The sequence below is a fragment of the Bacillus sp. FSL K6-3458 genome, assembly GCF_038005045.1.
Classification (GTDB): domain Bacteria; phylum Bacillota; class Bacilli; order Bacillales; family Bacillaceae; genus Bacillus; species Bacillus altitudinis.
The window spans coordinates 18,063-37,815 of sequence record NZ_JBBOSI010000002.1 but is presented as its reverse complement, the minus strand read 5'-3'; the positions used below and the strand labels follow the sequence as shown (position 1 = coordinate 37,815).

At 42.9% G+C, this 19,753-nt stretch carries 19 protein-coding genes; 12 read left to right on the top strand and 7 right to left on the bottom strand.

Annotation, left to right across the window (positions count from 1 at the left end; translation table 11 throughout):
• The first annotated feature begins 43 nt into the window (after nt 1–43).
• Nucleotides 44–2,710, top strand: coding sequence for a S8 family peptidase (locus MHH23_RS20000; protein ID WP_340960153.1), 2,667 nt, complete (start codon nt 44–46; stop codon nt 2,708–2,710).
• A gap of 110 nt (nt 2,711–2,820) precedes the next feature.
• Nucleotides 2,821–3,303, top strand: a complete 483-nt coding sequence (locus MHH23_RS19995; protein ID WP_007498435.1) for a hypothetical protein — start codon at nt 2,821–2,823, stop codon at nt 3,301–3,303.
• Between the two features lie 346 nt (nt 3,304–3,649).
• Here MHH23_RS19995 and MHH23_RS19990 read toward each other — a convergent pair whose 3' ends face one another.
• The 3 genes from MHH23_RS19990 to mmuM form a co-directional block, all read right to left on the bottom strand.
• Nucleotides 3,650–4,270, bottom strand: a complete 621-nt coding sequence (locus tag MHH23_RS19990; RefSeq protein ID WP_017360397.1) for a hypothetical protein — start codon at nt 4,268–4,270, stop codon at nt 3,650–3,652.
• 112 nt (nt 4,271–4,382) lie between these two features.
• Nucleotides 4,383–5,786 carry an S-methylmethionine permease gene (gene mmuP, locus MHH23_RS19985; RefSeq protein ID WP_045034642.1) on the bottom strand — a complete coding sequence of 468 codons (1,404 nt, stop codon included), beginning with the start codon at nt 5,784–5,786 and terminating at the stop codon, nt 4,383–4,385.
• Nucleotides 5,787–5,832: 46 nt separating this feature from the next.
• Nucleotides 5,833–6,771, bottom strand: coding sequence for a homocysteine S-methyltransferase (gene mmuM, locus MHH23_RS19980; protein ID WP_268432003.1), 939 nt, complete (start codon nt 6,769–6,771; stop codon nt 5,833–5,835).
• 336 nt (nt 6,772–7,107) lie between these two features.
• Between mmuM and MHH23_RS19975 the strand changes: the two genes are divergently transcribed.
• The 4 genes from MHH23_RS19975 to MHH23_RS19960 all read left to right on the top strand — a co-directional run bounded on the left by MHH23_RS19975 (nt 7,108) and on the right by MHH23_RS19960 (nt 9,692).
• On the top strand, nt 7,108–7,938 hold the full coding sequence (locus MHH23_RS19975; RefSeq protein WP_025206673.1) for a YitT family protein: 831 nt from the start codon (nt 7,108–7,110) through the stop codon (nt 7,936–7,938).
• Nucleotides 7,939–8,627: 689 nt separating this feature from the next.
• Nucleotides 8,628–8,945 (top strand): PadR family transcriptional regulator, encoded by a 318-nt coding sequence (locus MHH23_RS19970; protein ID WP_008342169.1) that lies wholly within the window; start codon nt 8,628–8,630, stop codon nt 8,943–8,945.
• Complete coding sequence (locus MHH23_RS19965) at nt 8,938–9,525, top strand: DUF1700 domain-containing protein (RefSeq protein ID WP_072367545.1); 588 nt, start codon at nt 8,938–8,940, stop codon at nt 9,523–9,525. The genes MHH23_RS19970 and MHH23_RS19965 overlap by 8 nt, the downstream gene beginning before the upstream one ends.
• 2 nt (nt 9,526–9,527) lie before the next feature.
• Nucleotides 9,528–9,692, top strand: a complete 165-nt coding sequence (locus MHH23_RS19960) for a hypothetical protein (protein WP_216895649.1) — start codon at nt 9,528–9,530, stop codon at nt 9,690–9,692.
• A 209-nt stretch (nt 9,693–9,901) separates the two neighbouring features.
• Here the strand turns inward: MHH23_RS19960 and MHH23_RS19955 are convergent, their stop codons facing one another.
• Entirely contained in the window at nt 9,902–11,119 is a 1,218-nt protein-coding gene (locus MHH23_RS19955) for a Bcr/CflA family efflux MFS transporter (RefSeq protein WP_191219123.1), read from the bottom strand.
• Between the two features lie 211 nt (nt 11,120–11,330).
• Here MHH23_RS19955 and MHH23_RS19950 point away from each other — a divergent pair, with 211 nt between their 5' ends.
• Nucleotides 11,331–11,867 (top strand): GNAT family N-acetyltransferase, encoded by a 537-nt coding sequence (locus MHH23_RS19950; RefSeq protein ID WP_058336302.1) that lies wholly within the window; start codon nt 11,331–11,333, stop codon nt 11,865–11,867.
• 57 nt (nt 11,868–11,924) lie between these two features.
• Here MHH23_RS19950 and MHH23_RS19945 read toward each other — a convergent pair whose 3' ends face one another.
• A complete protein-coding gene (locus MHH23_RS19945) occupies nt 11,925–12,131 on the bottom strand; it encodes a hypothetical protein (protein ID WP_008342164.1) in 207 nt (68 codons plus the stop codon).
• Nucleotides 12,132–12,245: 114 nt separating this feature from the next.
• Here MHH23_RS19945 and MHH23_RS19940 point away from each other — a divergent pair, with 114 nt between their 5' ends.
• The gene (locus MHH23_RS19940; protein ID WP_160758235.1) at nt 12,246–12,782 is read left to right on the top strand and encodes a DUF402 domain-containing protein; all 537 of its coding nucleotides are present in this window, start codon (nt 12,246–12,248) and stop codon (nt 12,780–12,782) included.
• Between the two features lie 37 nt (nt 12,783–12,819).
• Here MHH23_RS19940 and MHH23_RS19935 read toward each other — a convergent pair whose 3' ends face one another.
• Nucleotides 12,820–14,433, bottom strand: coding sequence for a S8 family peptidase (locus MHH23_RS19935; RefSeq protein ID WP_301232065.1), 1,614 nt, complete (start codon nt 14,431–14,433; stop codon nt 12,820–12,822).
• Nucleotides 14,434–14,621: 188 nt separating this feature from the next.
• Between MHH23_RS19935 and MHH23_RS19930 the strand changes: the two genes are divergently transcribed.
• The 4 genes from MHH23_RS19930 to MHH23_RS19915 all read left to right on the top strand — a co-directional run bounded on the left by MHH23_RS19930 (nt 14,622) and on the right by MHH23_RS19915 (nt 19,111).
• Nucleotides 14,622–16,106, top strand: a complete 1,485-nt coding sequence (locus MHH23_RS19930; protein ID WP_340960152.1) for an amidase — start codon at nt 14,622–14,624, stop codon at nt 16,104–16,106.
• A 43-nt stretch (nt 16,107–16,149) separates the two neighbouring features.
• Nucleotides 16,150–16,713, top strand: a complete 564-nt coding sequence (locus MHH23_RS19925; protein ID WP_024719023.1) for a TetR/AcrR family transcriptional regulator — start codon at nt 16,150–16,152, stop codon at nt 16,711–16,713.
• A gap of 80 nt (nt 16,714–16,793) precedes the next feature.
• Nucleotides 16,794–17,816, top strand: a complete 1,023-nt coding sequence (locus MHH23_RS19920) for a quercetin 2,3-dioxygenase (protein WP_039166427.1) — start codon at nt 16,794–16,796, stop codon at nt 17,814–17,816.
• A 161-nt stretch (nt 17,817–17,977) separates the two neighbouring features.
• Nucleotides 17,978–19,111 (top strand): zinc-dependent alcohol dehydrogenase, encoded by a 1,134-nt coding sequence (locus MHH23_RS19915; protein WP_035390568.1) that lies wholly within the window; start codon nt 17,978–17,980, stop codon nt 19,109–19,111.
• 21 nt (nt 19,112–19,132) lie between these two features.
• On the opposite strand, the gene MHH23_RS19910 is transcribed toward MHH23_RS19915, so the two are convergent.
• Entirely contained in the window at nt 19,133–19,570 is a 438-nt protein-coding gene (locus MHH23_RS19910) for a MarR family winged helix-turn-helix transcriptional regulator (protein WP_007498406.1), read from the bottom strand.
• Nucleotides 19,571–19,753: the final 183 nt, after the last annotated feature.

Genomic DNA, 19,753 nt, shown 5'->3' with positions numbered 1-19,753 from the left:
TGATATTCTTCCAAGGTATTGTAAAAGATAAGGGGGTCTTTTCATGTTTAAAAAGCAGGTCAAATCCTGTGTGGTTGTACTCATGGCTATCATTCTATGTATGGCTGCATTACCTGGGTACGAAGCATCAGCAGTTAGTAAAGGCACAAGTGTCAATGAAGCCATTGGGTTGAAAGATGGTGAAGTCATCTCAGGTACATTACAGAATGAAAAAGAAGAGTCATGGTACCAAATTACGCCATCTGCAGATGATGTGGCAAAACATACACATATGCAAATTTCTGTCAAAAGCAAACAAGTGTTATCTGTATCGGTCTACCCAAGTAAGGATAGAGCGATAAAGGATGACACTTATTCGAGATATCGTGTGGACACAGCAAGTGGAGAGACAGAAATCAACTTCCCGCATGCATGGTCAGGTCCTTACTATGTCAAAGTGCTGTATTTAGGTTCAGAGGAAGACAGTCGTGATGAGGAAGAGGATGCAGCATATACAATCGGGTATAAAGGCGCGAATCTCCCGCCATCTGAACCGATTTTCCCTGAAGAAGAAGAACCAACGATCATCATTATTGAGAAAAAGCATGGACGTCAAATTCTTCAATCCATTCGTACGATCGAAGACAAACGATTCAATGAAACAGCCGATGGTCAGAAGCTTACACGTCTGCTACAAAAAACAAAGCCGTTTCTCAAATCTAAACTCATCAACAATCAAAAAAAGCAGCAAACGGTGTACAATCATTTGCTGACATTAAAATCATTGCTAAATGACGTAGAGAAAAATGGTGCATTCAGCGGTCATATCGTCACAGAGAAAGAGCAACAGGCGATCCGTTCCCTTTTTGATATGCTCAAAGAGGCAAGTCCAGCCTATTTAAAAAAGGAATTAGAAACAGTGGGGCAAAAAGTAGGAATCGATCAGCTTGAAGGAAAATCGATCGGTTATGTATTAGAGAAACAAAAGCTTGTTCCAGAAGAAAAGGTCAACACAAACAAAATCATCTTTAAATTAAAGGATGGACAAACGCTTCAATCCGCAAAAAAGAAAATGAAAAGCTACGGAATTCAAGAAAACCGTGTGACATCTCAGTCAGTAAATCCTTTATTTAAAGGAATGTATGTTTATGATGTACCGGCAGGGAAAGAATCAGCTGGCAAAACGCTGAAAGCAGGCAAAGCTGTGATCAAAAGCACGGCGAGAAAGCTTTCTAGTATGCCGAATGTTGAATTTGCAGAGCCTGTACAAACGTATCGTGCGCTCAGCAATGACGCGCAGTATGGTTACCAGTGGCCGCTGAAAAACAGTGCCCAAAACAGTGGGAAAAAAGGCGCTGATGTGAAGTTTGAACAAATGAATACATTGATTGGCACAAGCAAAATGAAGCAAACGTTAATCGCTGTTGTGGATACAGGTGTCGACAGCCGTTTGTCTGATTTAAGCGGAACGGTTCGTACAGACTTAGGTGCCAATCTCATCGGCCGTAATAAAGATGCAATTGATGACAATGGCCACGGTACCCATGTGGCAGGTATCATTGCAGCAAAAGCCGATAATCATTACTCCATGGCGGGGCTGAACCAACATACAGGTATCATCCCAGTCAAAGTACTGGATGCGTATGGAAATGGAGATACAGAGCATATTGCTCTTGGCATTAAACATGCAGTGGACAAAGGTGCAAAGGTCATCAACATGAGCCTTGGCGGCTACTACAGCAAGGTCATTGAATATGCGATGAACTATGCTGCACAAAAAAATGTATTAGTGGTAGTGGCAAGCGGAAACGATGGCATTCCAGAAATGGGTTATCCTGCGACTTCCAAGTACGCCATGGCAGTTGGTGCAAGCAATCGCATGGATATTGCCGCTGAATTCTCAAGCTATGGGAAAGGATTAAGCATGTCCGCACCAGGGTCTGATATCCCAAGCTTAATGCCTGATGGGAATGTTTCATACCTGAGCGGGACATCAATGGCTACACCGTATGTTGCAGCAGCAGCAGGATTACTGCTTTCTAAAAATCCAACCCTGAAACCAAATCAAGTGAGAAATATTTTACAAAATACAGCGGATGATATTTCATTTAAAGCTGTTGATGGAACAGATGACATTTTCTATGATGAATATGACGAGCCTGTTGTTGATCCGAAAATTCCGGGTATCGATTGGATGACAGGACATGGCAGACTCAATGCTTTTGCCGCATTAAGTGCTGTTGAATTAAACGCATCAGTTAACAAAGTAGAAGATCAGCATCAAAAGGTGACAGGAAAGGCGAAAGCCGGCGCTGCCATTTCTGTGTATAGAGGCAAAACCCTGCTTGGAAAAGGCACGGCAAGCAAAAAGGGAACCTTTAGTGTGAAGATCAAGCATCAAAACAAAAATAAAGTGCTTCACATCAAGATATCAAAAGGAAAGGCTGCGACTTCGCTCAAAACGGTCGTGAAAAAGGGCAAAGCGCCAGCTAAGCCAAAGGTGAATCGAGTAACAGTGAAAAGTAAAACGGTCAAAGGAACTGCGGGTGCAGGCTTGACGATCAAGGTGAAGAACAAATCAAAGAAAGTCATTCAAACGGTCAAAACGAATAGCAAAGGCGCATTTACGGCTAAAATCAAGCCGCAAAAAGCCAAAACCGTCTTGTATGTGACGGCTTCAGATGTGAGAAAAAGAGAAAGTAAAGCAGTGAAAGTTGTTGTGAAAAAATAGTCTCTTGTAGCTTCCCTTTTGAATAAAAAGGGAAGTTTTTTGTTTTTTACTGGAAAAATGACAATAACTGTCGATAGTAATATAGTAGGAAAAAAAAGGAGGATTTATCGATGAAAAAAATCATGTTTGCTTTCTTTCTATCATTGCTTCTCGTTTTCCCAAGCTTTGCACATGCAGAGGAAACAGGAGCAGTACCAGCATCCGTACAAGTAACAGGCGTCACAGCAGCAGACGGTGGTATGGTCAATTACGGTTCTGGCAGTAAATATCGTGTAGGTTCATATTATCCAGCTACTTTTAAAGGAACATTAAAGGACACAAGTGGTCAACTCATGGCGAATCAGCCAATTCAGCTTTATTTTGAAGCAGCAATCAAATCATATGCTCAAACAGCGACAGGTACAACAGACGAGAATGGACAATTTTCACTAACGATTCAAGTTCCTGCAGGTGCAGGCTACCGTACATACAATAATGCAGGCTGGTCTACACATTACTACGATATCGTTCCAGTGACTTTCACTTCAAACGACATCACGCTATCTTCAAATGTGACAAGTGTGTACCATTTGGCATATACATCACGTTACTAATCTGCTAGAAGATGCGACTTGGCGCAAGCCCTGTCGTTTTCATAGAAAAAAAGGATGTCAGCTAGTGACATCCTTTTCTTTTTGTTAGCAAACCTGCTGGGCGGCAACCGAAAGAGTCGCTAAACAAACACTCATGAGCCGTTTCTCCCAGATTCGATCGAGCATTGAGCTTTACATCTTGAGCTTTGATGGATAAGAACTTTGAATACTTGAGCTTTCAGCTTTGAACGTTCAGCTTTGAGCTTTTATCATGGATCATCCTAAGATGATCATCAGATGAGGAGGGAATGACCTTTCCCTCGGAGGTGTTTAGTCCTATCGATTTTCGGCTCACTAACAAAATCGACTAGTCGATCTGTATTTTTGTCAAGGTATTGCTTTCTGATAAGGAGAAATCCACTTCCATTTGGAAATCTTCAATCTCTTTCGAAAGCTGTTCAATCTTCACTCGAAGACGAAGAGGGTCAATGATCGCCGCCTCATTTTCAGCTAGGAATGACTTGACGATCTCTTGGTTGGCAGCGGCTTGTGTTTTTCCGTCTTTCCCAAATAGTGTTTCTAAATGTTGATCCAGTCTCTTTTTCACATCTTCATTGATTTGTTCTGACCGGTCAACCAGCTCTGTGTAGACCTTTTTTAATTTTCGTAAATAACGAATATCGTAATCTATGGATGTCTTGCGTTCAATGGCTTCTGCTACGGTCATGCTAACACCCGCCACCTCAATCGTTGTCGTAGCATTCGACACAACGATGGCTGATTTAATGGCATTTCGGCGTTTGATTAATGCTTGAATCGATTGGTCATCTGCTTTTGCCTTTTTTTCTACTTCTTCTTGATTTTGAAATCCGTTCTGTATATGTTTCCCGATGACCAAGCCACCGAGTACAGCTTCATCAATCGTTCGGTTGATTCTTTTATCTAACATTTTCAGTTCACTTAATGCTCTTGTAATGGTCATTTCCATATTAACGACAGCTCCCTTGATTCATCCTGAAAATCATAGATTCCTATCATATACCAAAATGTCTTTGTTTTGCTAGTGATATCCTTTTTTGGAACAAACAAAAAACCTGGTGCTATACACCAGGTTTTTCTCGTTTTTTCTGAATCCATGTTGTCATGTAATAGGCAGCATAGCAGAGTGCGATAAAAGGGATACCGCAGATAAGAGCAATACGCTGATTTGGATCAAAAGCAATGCCGATCACAGATGCAAGGCATAGGAGGAAGGCAGCAATCGGAACCACCGGATAGAGCGGGGTTCGGAAAGATAAATCATGAAGCTGTCCGCCATCCTGTAAGAATTTTTTGCGAAACATGAACTGTGAAGCTGCAATTCCCATCCATACAACAACAACGGCAAGTCCAGAGATTGAAACAAGAACCAGATACACCGTTTCAGGTGCGATGACACTCGATAGCAAAGAGAGAATGCCCCCAATCATACTCAAAATGAGTGCATTCAAAGGAATTCCCTTTGACGTCAATTTTGCCAGCTTTTTAGGTAATGTTCGTTCTTCAGAAAGGGACCATAGCATGCGAGATGAGGCGTATAGCCCTGAGTTTGCAGCAGATAAAATCGCTGTCAGAATGACAAAATTCATGAAATCTGCCGCATACGGAATACCGATGCGATCAAATACCACAACGAAAGGACTTTTGATCACCCCGGCTTCTTCTACTGGAATTAAGCCGGCTAAGACTACGATCGTTCCGACGAAAAACAGGACAAGACGTAGCACAGTCGTGCGAATCGCCCGGGGAATGGTCTCATCTGGATTGACACTTTCGCCCGCAGCAATCCCAATTAGCTCAGTACCCGAAAAAGCAAAATTAACAGCCAGCATGGTCATTAAAATCGGTAAAAAGCCGTTTGGGAAGAGACCCCCATCTCCAGTGAAGTTAGAGAAGAACGGAGCGGCCTCACCGCCTTTTAGTGGAATCAATCCAAACATCGCCGCTCCGCCAAGAATAATAAAGAGAATAATAGCCATGACTTTAATGCTAGAAAACCAAAATTCCGATTCTGCAAAAAACTTAACTGTAAAAGCATTGAGTAAAAAGATGAGAAGCGCAAAAACACCGCTCCACATCCAAACCGATGTGTCCGGGAACCAGCGCTGCATTAAAAGACCTGCCGCTGTAAATTCTGAACCAAGTGCCACGGTCCATGTCAGCCAATAAAGCCAAGCCACTGTATAGCCAGTGCCGGGCCCAATGTATTTTGTTGCATATGTGTGAAAAGCGCCTGTAACCGGCATTGCGACAGACAGTTCACCTAAACAGAGCATCACGAGGTACACAATTAATGCCCCAACCAGATAAGCCAAAATCGTTCCCGCAGGTCCGGCCTGATTGATCGTATATCCTGAACTTAAAAAGAGTCCTGTGCCAATCACGCCACCTAAAGAAAGCATGAACAGGTGACGGCTTGTCATTTTTCGTTGATATTGTTGTGACTGATCTTTTGCTTGTTCCATGTCTTCCCGCCCTTTTGCTTAGAAGTATGTGTGTTGAGTCATGATGCTACGATGTTGCCTGTTTTAAGATATCGGTAATATCCTCTGGTGTCGTCCGGCAGCAGCCGCCGATGATTTGTGCACCGTCTTTATACCATTGCTGCGCACATTCACCAAATGTATGGTGAGACGTATCTCCGCTCCAAACCTTTTCTTCAGGATCATATAATTCCCCTGAGTTCGGATACACGACAATCGGTTTGCTTGTCCCTTTTTTCATCTCCTGAATAAGAGAAGACATATATTGCGGCGGTGTACAGTTTACGCCAACAGCAGCGATCTGCTCATATGGCTCGAGCGTTTGTACACAGTCTCTCAGCAGATCCCCTTCACTAATGTGCTTGCCATCCTTTGCGCTAAACGTGATCCACGCATACACACCGCTGAATTCGTCCTCCAGCAGTTTAGCGATAGCGATTGCTTCAATGAGACAAGGGATGGTTTCACAAGCGAGAATATCTGCACCAGCCTCTACCAATGCTTGAATTCTTGGTCTGTGAAAATCAATGAGCGCCTGCTCTGTGAGTCCGTAATTTCCCTTATATTCTGAACCGTCAGACAAATAAGCGCCGAAGGGCCCCACAGATCCAGCGACAAATGGTTTTGCCCGCTCTTTATGTTGTGTCTCATCCTGCCAAAACTGCTCGCATGCTTCTTTTGCTAACGTGACAGATCGTTTCATTAATTCGATGGCTTCTTCTTTTGTATAGCCTTTTTCAGCAAAGCCATCAATTGTCGTTTGGTAGCTGGCTGTTGTTGCACAGTCAGCACCTGCTTGGAAGTAGTCCAAGTGTACTTGCTGAATCAATTCTGGCTGTTCAATGAGGATTTTGGCTGACCATAAACTGTCGTTTAAATCACAGCCCTTTCGTTCAAGCTCTGTTGCAAGTGCACCATCTAAAATCAAAGGTGTGTGAGCCTGTAAACGGCTTTGAATAGGATTCATATAAATCAAACAGCCTCCTTTGTCGATCGGAAATAATGGATATGATATGAGGCAGTAGTTTAAATGACTAAAGTGTTTTTGTCAAGGAGAGGAATAAGCATCATACGACGGAAAAACCCTGAAAACATGCGGGTTTGAGTGCATAAACATACAGTTGAAATAATAGAAAACCAAGTCATTGACAGCCTCTAAAAAGAGATATATATTATGGAAAGGTTCATTTCAGAAAGCTTCATCAAAAGGCGCCGTCTTTTGATTTTTATTTTGTCCAACGACTGTCTTCTTTCGTGCAGAAAGAGGGTTTTTTATATGCTTAGAAAAGGAGGAAAGAAGAAATTGAAAAAATGTGTAAAAGATATTGCAATGATTCTAGTTGGTTCTTTTTTATTTGCTGCAGCTGTGAACATGTTTGTCATTCCACTTGAGTTTGGTGAAGGCGGCGTAACGGGGCTGTCCATCATTTTCTACTATATGTTTGAGATTGCGCCGTGGCTGACAAACCTTGTGTTGAATGCGATTTTATTACTTGTGGGGTATAAATACTTGGACAAGAAGACCACGATCTACACAGTGGTAGCTGTCGCAAGTAACTCTCTATTTTTACATTTGACCACTACATGGGTGGTGAATGTCCATGAATTGATCATTGGTTCTATTTTCGCAGGGATCATCATTGGTATTGGCATTGGTCTTGTTTTAAGAGCGGGTGGTACAACAGCGGGATCTGCCATTCTTGGGCGAATTGCGAATAAGTATCTAGACTGGAACGTGAGCTACGCCATCTTGTTCTTTGATCTGATCGTTGTTTTTGCTTCTTACTTTATTATTGGTGCGGAAAAATTAATGTTTACGATTGTGATGCTGTATGTGGCGACTAAGGTGATGGATTTCGTCATAGAAGGGCTTAACACGAAAAAAGCAGTCACGATTATTTCTTCATGCAAAGATGATATTGCAGAAGAAATCAATCACACCTTGGATCGAGGCGTGACCATTTTAAACGGTCGCGGTCATTATTCGAAGGAATCGAAGGAAATTCTCTATGCGGTTATTCAAAAGCAAGAGCTTATGCGTTTAAAGAAAATCATTAAGAAAATTGATCGAGACGCATTCGTTGTTGTCCATGACGTGCGGGATGTGTTTGGAGAGGGATTTGTGAATATATAAAAAGTGAAAAAAGACACCTCCACTATAAAGTGGGGGTGTCTTTTCATATGTTGAGTGATCTTATGTTTAAGGGACTATTTTTTCAAGGTATCATCTTTTTTCTCGTTACTTTTCAGAACGAAAAAACGTATACACTCAGCAATGGCCGCTCCCACCACAAACAGGATGATGGGTGTAATGGTAAAAGGTTGTTTGAAGATGAACAAATACACGATATAACACAAAGTTAGTGTAATGACTAAAGTGAGATAATTACTCCACATTTTTTTCAAGGTCATCAGCTCCTCGTTTTTTAAGGTCTACCATTATTCGGTATTGGTTGGGTTGAAAAGAACTAGCCACTTTCAGCCGTTCTCATCACTTTAATTCGATTTGAGTGTTCGTAAAACTTAGTATGAAGTTCATAAGGATAAGCCATTGTGAATGAACTTCTTAATTCCATACAATTCAGCTTATCCCTTTAAAATAAAGAGATTAAATGAGTTGTTTCCTATGATATTCGTTCCTGTGTATGTTTGTTGTCTACAATAGACACACGCTAGATTTATCTTGATCAGGTGAAGCCTTGAAGAAAGAGAAACTTCCTGTATGAAAATTTATAGCGACGTTGAGAGTGAAAAGTTGCAAAAGATACCTCTTGTCACATCATACTATGTATTGTATAGTATAAATAGTTAGGAGTTGTAAACATGAATGCACAACTAAAAAAAGGATTACTGGAATTCTGTGTACTGGCGGTATTAAAGAAAGGCGATTCCTATGGTTATCAAATGATTAAAGATATGTCCCATTGTATTGAGATTTCAGAATCGACATTATATCCGATATTAAAGCGGTTAGAGCAAAACAATTATGTGGAGACCTATTCACAGGAACATAACAGTCGATTAAGAAAATACTACCGGATGACAAAGAACGGACGGGAGCATATCGCGCAATTTTTAGCGGAATGGGATCAAGTGATGGCGATTTACGACTTTATTTCTGGAGGACAGGGCAATGAATAAAAAAGAATTTTTAGCTAGCTTAGAGAAGCACCTGCATCGTCTAGGCGAAAAAGAAAGTGATCGGTTCATCGAGTATTACGATGAAATGATCGAGGATTATCAGGAAGATGGCTACAGTGAACAGGAAGCAGTTCATCAAGTCGGTCAGCCTGCCATCATCGCTGAAGGAATTTTGAAGGAACAAGGAATCAAAACCATTCAGGTGCCGACGTTTGGAGAAAAAGCCACAAGGCTCTCCATCCTCATTTTAGGCTTTCCGTTATGGGGCAGCATTCTAGCAACAGTCTTCCTGCTGATTCTTTCTGTGTATATGGTGATTTGGTGCGTTCCACTCGTGACAGGTACAATGACGCTAGTTGGTTTGCTCGGTGGTTTTTGGAGTATCATTGGTTCTCCATTTATTTTTCAGGATGGTTTGCATGTGGTGGTGACGCAGATCGGAGTTGGGATTCTTCTATTAGGTGTCGGATTATTAAGCGGCATAGCCACGGCGTATTTAACAAAGCTATTTGTGCAAGGGACTGTTCAAACCACTAAGGCATTCATGGGAATGTTTAAAAAGAAGGTCGTGAGAGTATGAACGTGAATGATTTAAAAAAGCAATGCATCAAATGGGGGATCATCTTCACCGTTGCCGGAGGAATTGTCATGGCAATTGGTTTTGGACTTTCAGGCTTTGACCTAGATGCATATCAAAACAATGACCAGAACAATGTGTTCCGCACGATCAATTGGAGCAAGCCATAAATGAAAGACCCGCTTATGCGGGTCTCAGCGTGTAGACAAACCCTCGCATTCGGTGTCAGTCCTGCGCTTCGGTGCTCACGAATGTCAAATTCGCTCCGCGCCGATGCTCGTCCTTCCTAGGGATGCAAAGGTTTTCTATCACGCTGAAAAGAAGACAAAGGGCTAAAATCAAGTTCATTTTAGCCCTTTGTCAACAATCTGCGACCCGCTTATGCGGGTCTTTTTTTCGCTCTGGCAACAAAGAAAAAATAACAGCAGAGTGCGCCAAGGTCACAGAGCATAATAATCAGCCCCATGGGAAAGGCAGTCTGGCTTCCAGCTAAGCCGACAAGGGGTGTCATGCATGCGCCAAGAAGCATTTGTGCCACACCGATGAGGGCAGCGGCACTTCCAGCATGCGCACCGTGATGCTGCATCGCAAGAGAAGGAGCAGACGTGCCGACAATCCCAACGCTAGAGACCACAAAAAAGAGCGGAATGAGGATGCCATAAAGCCCTGCATCAATAGAGATCATCACACACAAGGTGACGCCTCCTAAAGCAGCTGTCAGCAGCCCAATGCGAAGGACTTTCTCCTCACCAATTTTCGCAGCAACGCGGGCAAATACTTGTCCGGCTGTGATGATGCCAAGACTATTCACCGCAAAGGCAGCACTGAAGCCCTGCGGAGAAAGGTTGAAAATCTCCTGCAGTACAAACGGTGATCCAGAGATATACGCAAACATGGCGGCGAAGACAAGTCCTTGTGAGAGAGCATATCCGACAAAGAGTCGATCGCTCGCTAGAATTTTCATCGCACCTAGGATCTGTTTGAAGCCTCCAGTCTGTCTACGTTCCGCAGGTAAGCTTTCTTTCAATGAAAACATCGATCTTAGGAGCATGAGTGCCCCGAGGATTCCTAGCAGAACAAACACACCCTGCCACGTCGTGAACCGTAACATTTGTCCGCCCACGATCGGTGCCGCTGCTGGAGCGACTCCGTTGACTAACATGAGCAAAGCAAAGAATTTCGTCATTTCTGAGCCTTCATAATGATCTCGTACGATGGCTCGTGCAATGACAATCCCTGCTGATCCAGCAAGTCCTTGAATCAGCCTTAAAAGAATGAATGTCCAAATTGATGTGACCACTGTGCATAAAAGAGAGGCCGCAATAAAAATGATTAATCCAATCATGAGCGGCTTTCTTCTGCCGACTGTATCACTGATTGGACCTGCAATCAGCTGTCCAAGCGCAAGTCCAATCAAACAAGCCATGAGACTTAACTGAGACAGCGCCGTGCTTGCTTCAAAGTCACGGGCGATATTAGGTAAAGCAGGTAAATACATATCCATTGCCAGCGGTGCAAGGGCTGTTAAAGAGCCAAGAAGCGCGGCAAGGAGGAATCGATTTTTTTTCGATTCTTGGGGATAAGATAAAGAATTCATATGATGCCACTCCTCGTATACGTCCTCAAATCAGCATAATGAATCAAGCTTTCCATTTCAATCAAAATTTTCAAAGAAGTTTTCGTGCAAAATCATTGATCTTTCGAAGGAGACTCTTTACATTGAATGAGTAGAGAAAAGAATCAGATCATCGGCATGCAGTGATTGCATGATACGTATATCCATTCATAGACAAACAGGAGGTGCTGGCATGGAGCAGCAAGAGTTGATCATTCGTCAAGCAGTGAGTGAAGATCATGAGGCGATCACACATGTGCTGATCAAATCATACGCACAGTATGAGCCTCAATTTACAGAGGAAGGCTGGCAAAATTATTCTACAGCCTTGCGAGCGGCTGTAGATAACCCAAACATGGAGTTGATGCTTGTGGCTGAGCTTGAGGGCAAGGTCGTGGGGACCCTTCAAATGTTCCGATCATCAGAACAGGCATATGACAAGCCGGAGATGGGCATTACTTCAGCGATTGTCCGGTTTTTAGGGGTAGATCCTGATGTGAGAGGAAAAGGCATTGCAGAGTCATTGTTGCGTAAAAGTATAGAACTGACGCAATCGTGGGGCGAGAACGTCCTGTACCTTCATACGTCGGATAAAATGCAGGCCGCCATTCGTTTATATGAAAGAATGGGCTTTGAACGGGCACTTGATAAAGAATTTGTGAATCAAAATGGGACGCATGTGAAGAGCTATCAGTATGTGATCAAAAAAGAACAGCCGGCTGGCTCATAACACGCTGTATAAGAAGAGGAAGAGCATGTCCTGCATGAACGGGGCTCTTCCTCTTTCTCATGATACCCATACGTTCAGTGCCATATATGAAAAGCACCATGAGATTAATCCGAACATGACAAAGAATTTCAACACATGTTCATAAGGGGTCAGCTTTCGATCTCTTTTCGTTTTCACAAGCCGCCAGTAAAGGGCATAGCCACAAAAAACCAAGATGATTTGTCCGAGTTCTGCTACGGTTTCGATGATTGTGATTCCGTTCATTTGTTTTCACCTCACCATATGTCTTCCATAGGCAGCAGCAGTGAACCTTTATTTCTTCAAAAGAAAGCAGTGTATACTAGAATAAGAAGTAGATGCAGAAGGGGTTGTGACCGATTGTTTCCGCTATATGCAAATTCTTGGGATGACGTCATTGAGAGAAAAATCAAATACGATGATCAGGTTGTGGAACATACGTGTCAGCTGTTAGACGCACAGGAGCAGCAAGTCGTGTTGTTTCATAAAATTCAAGAACCATTTACAATGGTTGCTGGTGATGGCACTGTCACGATTCCAAAAGGGAGTTATACGACCGCTTATTATTGGATGGACCGGCCTTACAATGTCTATTTTTGGCGGGATGATCAAGGCAATGAACTTGGCTCTTATGTGAATATCGTCAGACATACATGGTTTGAAGAACGGGCGGTTGTTTTTGAAGATTTATTGATTGATCTACTCGTTCTGCCGAATGGTGATTTCTTTGTTTTGGATGAAGATGAACTGCCGGAGAGTTTAGCTTCCTTTGAACACGGCTCGGTTCATCGAGCACTCCGTGATGTCATCCATTCGTTAGCGCACATCCTCGATCAAGTGAGGCTGGATGCGAAAGGGAAGTATCATCACACCCTCTTTCAGAAGATGTTGAAATAGAAAAAACGATTCCTTGCTGAAAGGAATCGTTTTTTTATCAAACCTTGATCCGGTTTAGTCGTTTTTGTAAAGCAGTTTTTGTTTTAGATGCTTTTAGTTGTTTGACCGCACTTTGAGCGGTTGCTTTTGTTTTCTTTGTTCGTTTGGCTTCGGCTTTTTTGACTTTTTGTTTGGCATCTGTCACTTTCTTTTGATAGGCGACTTGTTTTTTGACTTTGTCGAGCCGGTTTTGTAGGCTTGTTTTTTCTTTGCCTTTGGATAGCTTTTTAATAGCCGTTTGGGCACTTTTAATCGAGCCTTGGGTTTTACTTTTTTCAGCTGATTTGACCTTCGCTCGTGCGTCACGAATATCAATGGCTGTTTGGACTTTTTTGACTCGGTCAGTGAGTGCAGTTTTTTGTTTACTAGCAGTCAGTCTGCCAATTTTCGTTTTGGCTTGATCAACATCTGTCTGTTTTTTAGATGTTTCGGCTGTCTTGACTGTGCTTGTCGCAGCCTTTAAAAAGGTTGACTGCGGCACATATTGCACGCGGCCATAGCCGAATTGTGGATCTTTTCCTTTTGCGCCAAGATCCACTGTATAGCTGCGCAATAAAGTACGGAGCTGCACATTTGTTTTCTTAGGATGTAGCTGTTTTAACAGCGCAAGCATCCCTGTGACATGTGGTGCCGCTTGTGATGTACCCGTTGCATACCAATATTCATTTTTCAAATAGGTACTGATGACGTTCTCGCCGGGAGCTGAAAATTCAATTCCTTTCCCCGTATTAGAGATGGAGGCGAGTTTGTCTTTGTCAGTCGTTGCGGAAACAGCAATGACGCTATTGTATGCGGCAGGATAACTAATCCCATTCTTCTTTCCATCATTTCCACTTGCAGCAACGACCAGCAGTCCTTTTTTGTATGCTTCATCAACTGCTGAACGTAAAATCGGAATGTTATCTTCAAAACCTAGACTTAGGTTGATGATGTCCATCTTATTGCTAATCGCCCAATCAATGCCTCGGAGCAGACTGTATAAGTCGCCTTCTCCTTTTTTATCTAATACTTTTACAGCATACAGCTTCACACCAGAAGCGACACCGACCGTACCGTAATCATTATTGAGCGCCCCAATTGTACCGGCGACATGTGTTCCATGTCCTTCATCATCTTTGTAAGAAGACGTGTAATTGACGAATGATTTACCGCCGGCTACCTTTAAATCTTCATGTGGGAAAATACCAGTATCGAGAACGGCTACTTTCACATTTTTCCCTGTCACGCCTTCTTTGATTGCTTGCTTTACATTGAGCTTCTGCAAGTTATAAGATTTTTGTACCAAAGCATCCTGACCAGTAGCAGCAGCCGTTTTTTTTACGGTAGCAGCAGCGAGTTTGACCCTAACGTTTTTTGAAACATAAGCGATGTTTGGGTCTTTTTTAAGTGAGGTGACAGCTTGCTCATCTGCTGTCACTGCTACAGCTGGAAGATGTATGTATTGAGCGTTCACTTTTTCACTTTCTTGAATAGCCGTCTGTTTTCCTTTTTGATTTTTATAGACGATGATGACATCTGTTTCTTTTGGTGGTGCAGCTGCCTGCGAATGGAAGGGCAAAGCAGTTGTCAAAGCAAGAAGAAACGCGATGACCACGACGATTTTCTTTTTCAAGGCAATGGCTCCTTGCATATGAGGTGACCTCCGTCTTTTTTTCTTTATTATATCGGAGAAATAAGATAGATGGTTAGAAGAATCATAGTCTAGAAAGAAAGTTTTTTTCACACGTATCCCGAAATTGAATTTCATAGAATTCTAGTAGACAATAGAGAGATCATAATATGAGAAAGAAGGACATGCCGATGAATGTAAAAGAGTATATGACGTATGATGCGACGGGACTGGCGTCACTTGTGCAGAAAAAGCAGGTCACGCCCGAAGAGCTTGTACAAGCTGCATTTACTAGATTGGAAGAAGTGAATCCAGTACTAAATGCGGTGATTCATACTAGACGAGATCAAGTGTTCAAAGACATGAAGTCACTAGATGCGGATCAGACGTTTGCTGGTGTTCCGTTTGTGTTGAAAAATATATCGCAGGGGTTGGAGCATGAACCTTTGACGGCGGGTGCTTTGCTGTTAAAGGATGTAAAGGTGCAAACAGATTCCCACTTTGTCCGTCGATTGAAGCAGGCTGGGCTCCTCATGATCGGTCATACGAACACACCTGAATTCGGATTGAGAAATGTGACAGAACCCTTTTTATATGGTCCGACGAGAAACCCTTGGAATGCTGACTATTCTCCGGGCGGTTCAAGCGGCGGGACGGCAGCAGCTGTGGCAAGCGGCATCGTACCTGCGGGTGGAGCGAGTGATGGCGGAGGGTCTATTCGGATTCCGGCATCCTTTACTGGTTTATTTGGACTCAAGCCAACAAGGGGGAGAACACCGGTCGGCCCGGGTGCAGGAAGGCAGTGGCAAGGAGCTTCCATTGACTTTACACTCACAAAAACAGTTCGAGACAGTGCAGCCCTGCTTGATTTGCTTCAAGTCATTCAGCCAGAAGCTGCGTTCCAAACGCCATTATATGACGGCAGCTATCAGGAGGATTTGGTGAAACGAACCTCTTCTATGCGAATTGCTTACAGTGTAGACTCTCCAGTAGGCACGAAGGTGAGTGAGGAAGCAAAGCAGGCAGTCTTGAACACTGTGAAATGGCTGAGTGAACAAGGGCATCAAATAGAAGAAGTGAAGCCGGACATTGATGGTGTCCATCTGATGCAGCAATATTACGTCATGAACAGCGGTGAAATGTCTGCCTTATTTACCTCTCTGGCTCGTTCATTCGGGCGTCCGGTGAAGCCGGAGGAGACAGATATTGTGGCATGGGTACTGGCGGAAGCAGGAAAAAACGTGACAGCTGCTGCTTATACAGAAAGTCTTGATGCATGGGATATGGCCGCTGCAAAAATGGCCGCATTTCATCAAACCTACGATCTATATGTGACCCCAGCTACTGCCTATTCGGCTCCAAAGGTTGGCGAGCTGATGCATAACGATCAAGAAATTGCTGCATTGTTACGTGTGTCATCCCTTTCAATGCAAGCACAGCAGGATCTGATTTATGAAATGTTCCTCAAGAGTTTGACCTACACACCATTTACACAGCTGGCTAACCTAACCGGCCAGCCATCTATGAGTGTGCCAGTTCATCTCACAGAAGCAGGCATGCCTTTAGGCGTACAGGTGACAGCACCAAAAGGAAAAGAGGACTGGCTGCTCAGACTGGCGTCAGAAATAGAATCATCCTCATTATGGAAAGGAACGCATCCATTACTGAATCAATAACAATGGCATCGACGTTGGTCTATGGAGGAAAGGAGTGTCACACGTGAGTACGAAGGACAAAATCATTCAAACGGCCGCACTTCTTTTACGTAAACAGGGGTATCATGCGACAGGGTTGAATCAAATCATTAGAGAGAGCGGCACGCCGAAAGGATCTCTTTATTATTACTTTCCAAATGGAAAAGAAGAGCTAGCCATAGCAGCCGTTGAATATATTAGTCAAAGGGTCATCGATCAAATTGAAGAAAGTTTTGCCTATTCTGATGATCCATATGTCGCCGTCGATCATTTTATGACAAATATCATTCGGGGTTTTATGGAGCAAGAAAGTGAAAGAGGGATACCGATTGTCTTACTGGCGGCAGAGTCAAAACCTGAACATACAAAACTTCATGCTGCATGTAAACAAGAAATGATCCGCTGGCAAGAGCTTGTCAAAGAAAAGCTGATGAATAGCGGATATGATGAAACAAAAGCGGATGAGCGGGCATCTCTCCTTCATTCAATGGTCATAGGCGGATTATCAATGACTACTGCATTAAAGCAAACGACACCTTTAGAGCACGTAAAATGTTACCTTAGACACTTATTTATGCGAGAAGAGTAAAATCTCTCGCATATTGCCTATCTATTATATCAATTGGTCTATATAATAAAGATAGTCAATTAGTCATGAGGAGTGATGGGATGTCGGAGCAACCACAATCGATCAAGCAATCCGAAGATACCTCTTTTTATACCGTGTCCGGTTCGGGGGAGCTGTATGGTTTGGAAAATCAGCTTGTACATGTGCTGGCAGAAGCAAATCAAACAAATCAACTGTTTGAGCTTGTCTTAATCACAGGTGGGAAAGGTGCTTACTTTCCGCTGCATTGTCATGAGACGCTATTTGAAACCATCTTTGTGCTGGAAGGGAAGCTGGAAGTGATACTGGACGGTAAAAAGTATATGGTGACGGCCTGCGATTATATTCATATTCCGCCCAAAACAATTCATGGCTATAGAATGCATAGTCACAAAACACGGTTTATTTCTTATACACTGGGCGGGCAAATGACAGGTGTCTATCAGCAAATCGGAAAGAGGCTGTTGCAGAATGAATGGCCGATGACTGATCACCCATTTGATGCAGACAGCTTTCATCAGGCTGAAAAAGAAAGCGATATCATGTTGATGCACGGCATTAGGGAGCTATCCAATACAACCAAGCCAGCTGTTTTGTTTCATAGTCAGCTCCCGCGCGCAGTGCAGCCATATGTGCTGGAGGCTGGTGAAGGAAAGCAATACATGGTCGAAGGTCAGCTTCATGAGCTGATTGCGACAACAGAAACAACAGGAGGCGGATTCAGTTATTTTGTGATTGAAGGGACAAAGGGAAAAGGCTTACGTCCGCATTATCATGAAGTGCATACAGAAGCACTTTATTGTGTTGAAGGCAGAATGAATCTTCAGTTAAACGGAGAAAATATTTGCTTGATGCCGGGGGATTTTGCTTATATTCCTCCGAATACCGTTCACTCGTATGAATTAGTGTCTCATTCAAATAAATTTTTGGTTTTGCTGCTGCCTGGCTATATTGAGCAAGTGTTTGAACAATTTGAAGAAGCACAAAGTCCAGGTATGTGCCCTTATTTTATACAGGAAGGGAACATGATGGAGGGTGGGGAGACCTCTGCTCAGTATGATTTGGTGTTTGTCGAAGAAAAATAGCTGTGTAACGCGTTACACATATTGAAGTAAACAACCTGCTGAATCAATCGGCGGGTTATTTTGTTTTCCCTTATGGAACAGCATCCCTATTCATATGCATGAACCATCCATTCAAGGTGAAGCTATAGAAATGATGACTTGAACTAAAGGAGGAAATGCAGATGAGAGCTGTCACCTATCAAGGGAAAAGCCGCATTGCGGTAAAGGAAGTAGCTGCACCATCTATACAAGATCGTGAAGATGTCATCGTTCGGATAACATCTACAGCAATTTGTGGGTCAGATTTACATTTATATCAAGGGAATTTCCCGCTTCCTATTGGCTATGTGATTGGGCATGAACCGATGGGGGTGGTAGAGGAAGTCGGGCCGGATGTCACTGCGGTGAAAAAGGGAGATCGTGTCGTCATTCCATTTACCGTGGCGTGTGGTCAATGCCAGTATTGCCATCACCATTTAGAAAGTCAATGCGATCACTCAAATCCCCATTATGATTCAGGCGGACTTTTTGGATACAGTGAGAAATATGGGAATTACCCCGGAGGACAGGCTGAATATTTACGTGTGCCCTTTGGAAACTATACACCATTTAAGGTGCCGGATGATTGTGAGTTAGAGGATGAACAATTGCTGTTTTTATCAGATGTTCTGCCAACTGCTTATTGGAGTGTAGAACACGCAGGTGTAAAAAAGGGGGATACGGTTATTGTGCTAGGATGTGGACCTGTTGGGTTAATGGCACAGCAATTTGCTTGGCAAAAGGGCGCAGAGCGGGTCATTGCTGTTGATTACATAGACTATCGCCTTCACCATGCAAAACGAATGAGCGGCGTAGAAGTATTTGATTTTACAGAAGACCCTGACATGGGAGAAACCCTAAAAGAGCTCACAAAAGGTGGGGCGGATGTTGTCATTGATTGTGTGGGGATGGATGGGAAAAAGTCACCGCTTGAAAAGATTGAACAGAAGCTCAAGCTGCAAGGCGGAACGATAGGGCCCATTCAAATTGCCACAAAAGCCGTGAGGAAATGCGGGACTGTTCAGCTGACGGGTGTGTATGGAGGTCTTTACAATATGTTCCCATTGGGTGCTTTTTTCGCAAGAAACGTCACGCTGAAAATGGGACAGGCGCCAGCGAGAGGGTACATGTCAAAGCTTTATCAAAAAGTGACAACCGGGGAAATTGATCCTAGAGCGATCATCACACATCAATTACCGCTAGATGACGCAGCTCATGCGTATCACATATTCAATGAAAAACAAGATGATTGTATAAAAGTCATCTTAAAGCCATAAAAAGAAGGCTTAGGATATTTCCTAAGCCTTTAATGTGCGCTCGTCCATCATTTTTTCGATTAATTCAAAAAATGTTTTTTTATCTTCTTCTGATAGGTGATTGAACAGTTGATTGACAAGCAGCTGACGATTGTCGATCATTTGTCTGGCGATTTGTTCACCTGATTCAGAGAGTGTAATCCATACCGTACGGCGGTCATTGTTATTTCTAGAGCGGATAATCAGCCCTTCATCTTCTAAGTGATTGAGAGCGGTTGTTGTTGCGGAGGGAGATAATGAAACTTCCTGCAGAATATTTTTCACAGTACATGATTGATGGCGGTAGATGATGCGTAAAATAAACCCTTTTACATTCGTGACGTTTTTCGGGATATTCTCTTCATCTATTCGTTTCGTCGCCTTTAAATACTTTGTCAGTGCATGGTCTAACAAACTTGCCTCTAGCTCGAAATGTTGCATTCTCCATACCTCTTTTCCTATTGCATTCGCATTTTCCGATCAATTACTAGGTCTATCTTATCATAATAAGCATCATCATTTAAACCAAAATGGAAGACGGCTATAAAATTACCTATATTATCAATTAATAAAAAGAACAATTCCAAAATGAAATGATTTTACTTTCACCTTTTTTTATTTTAG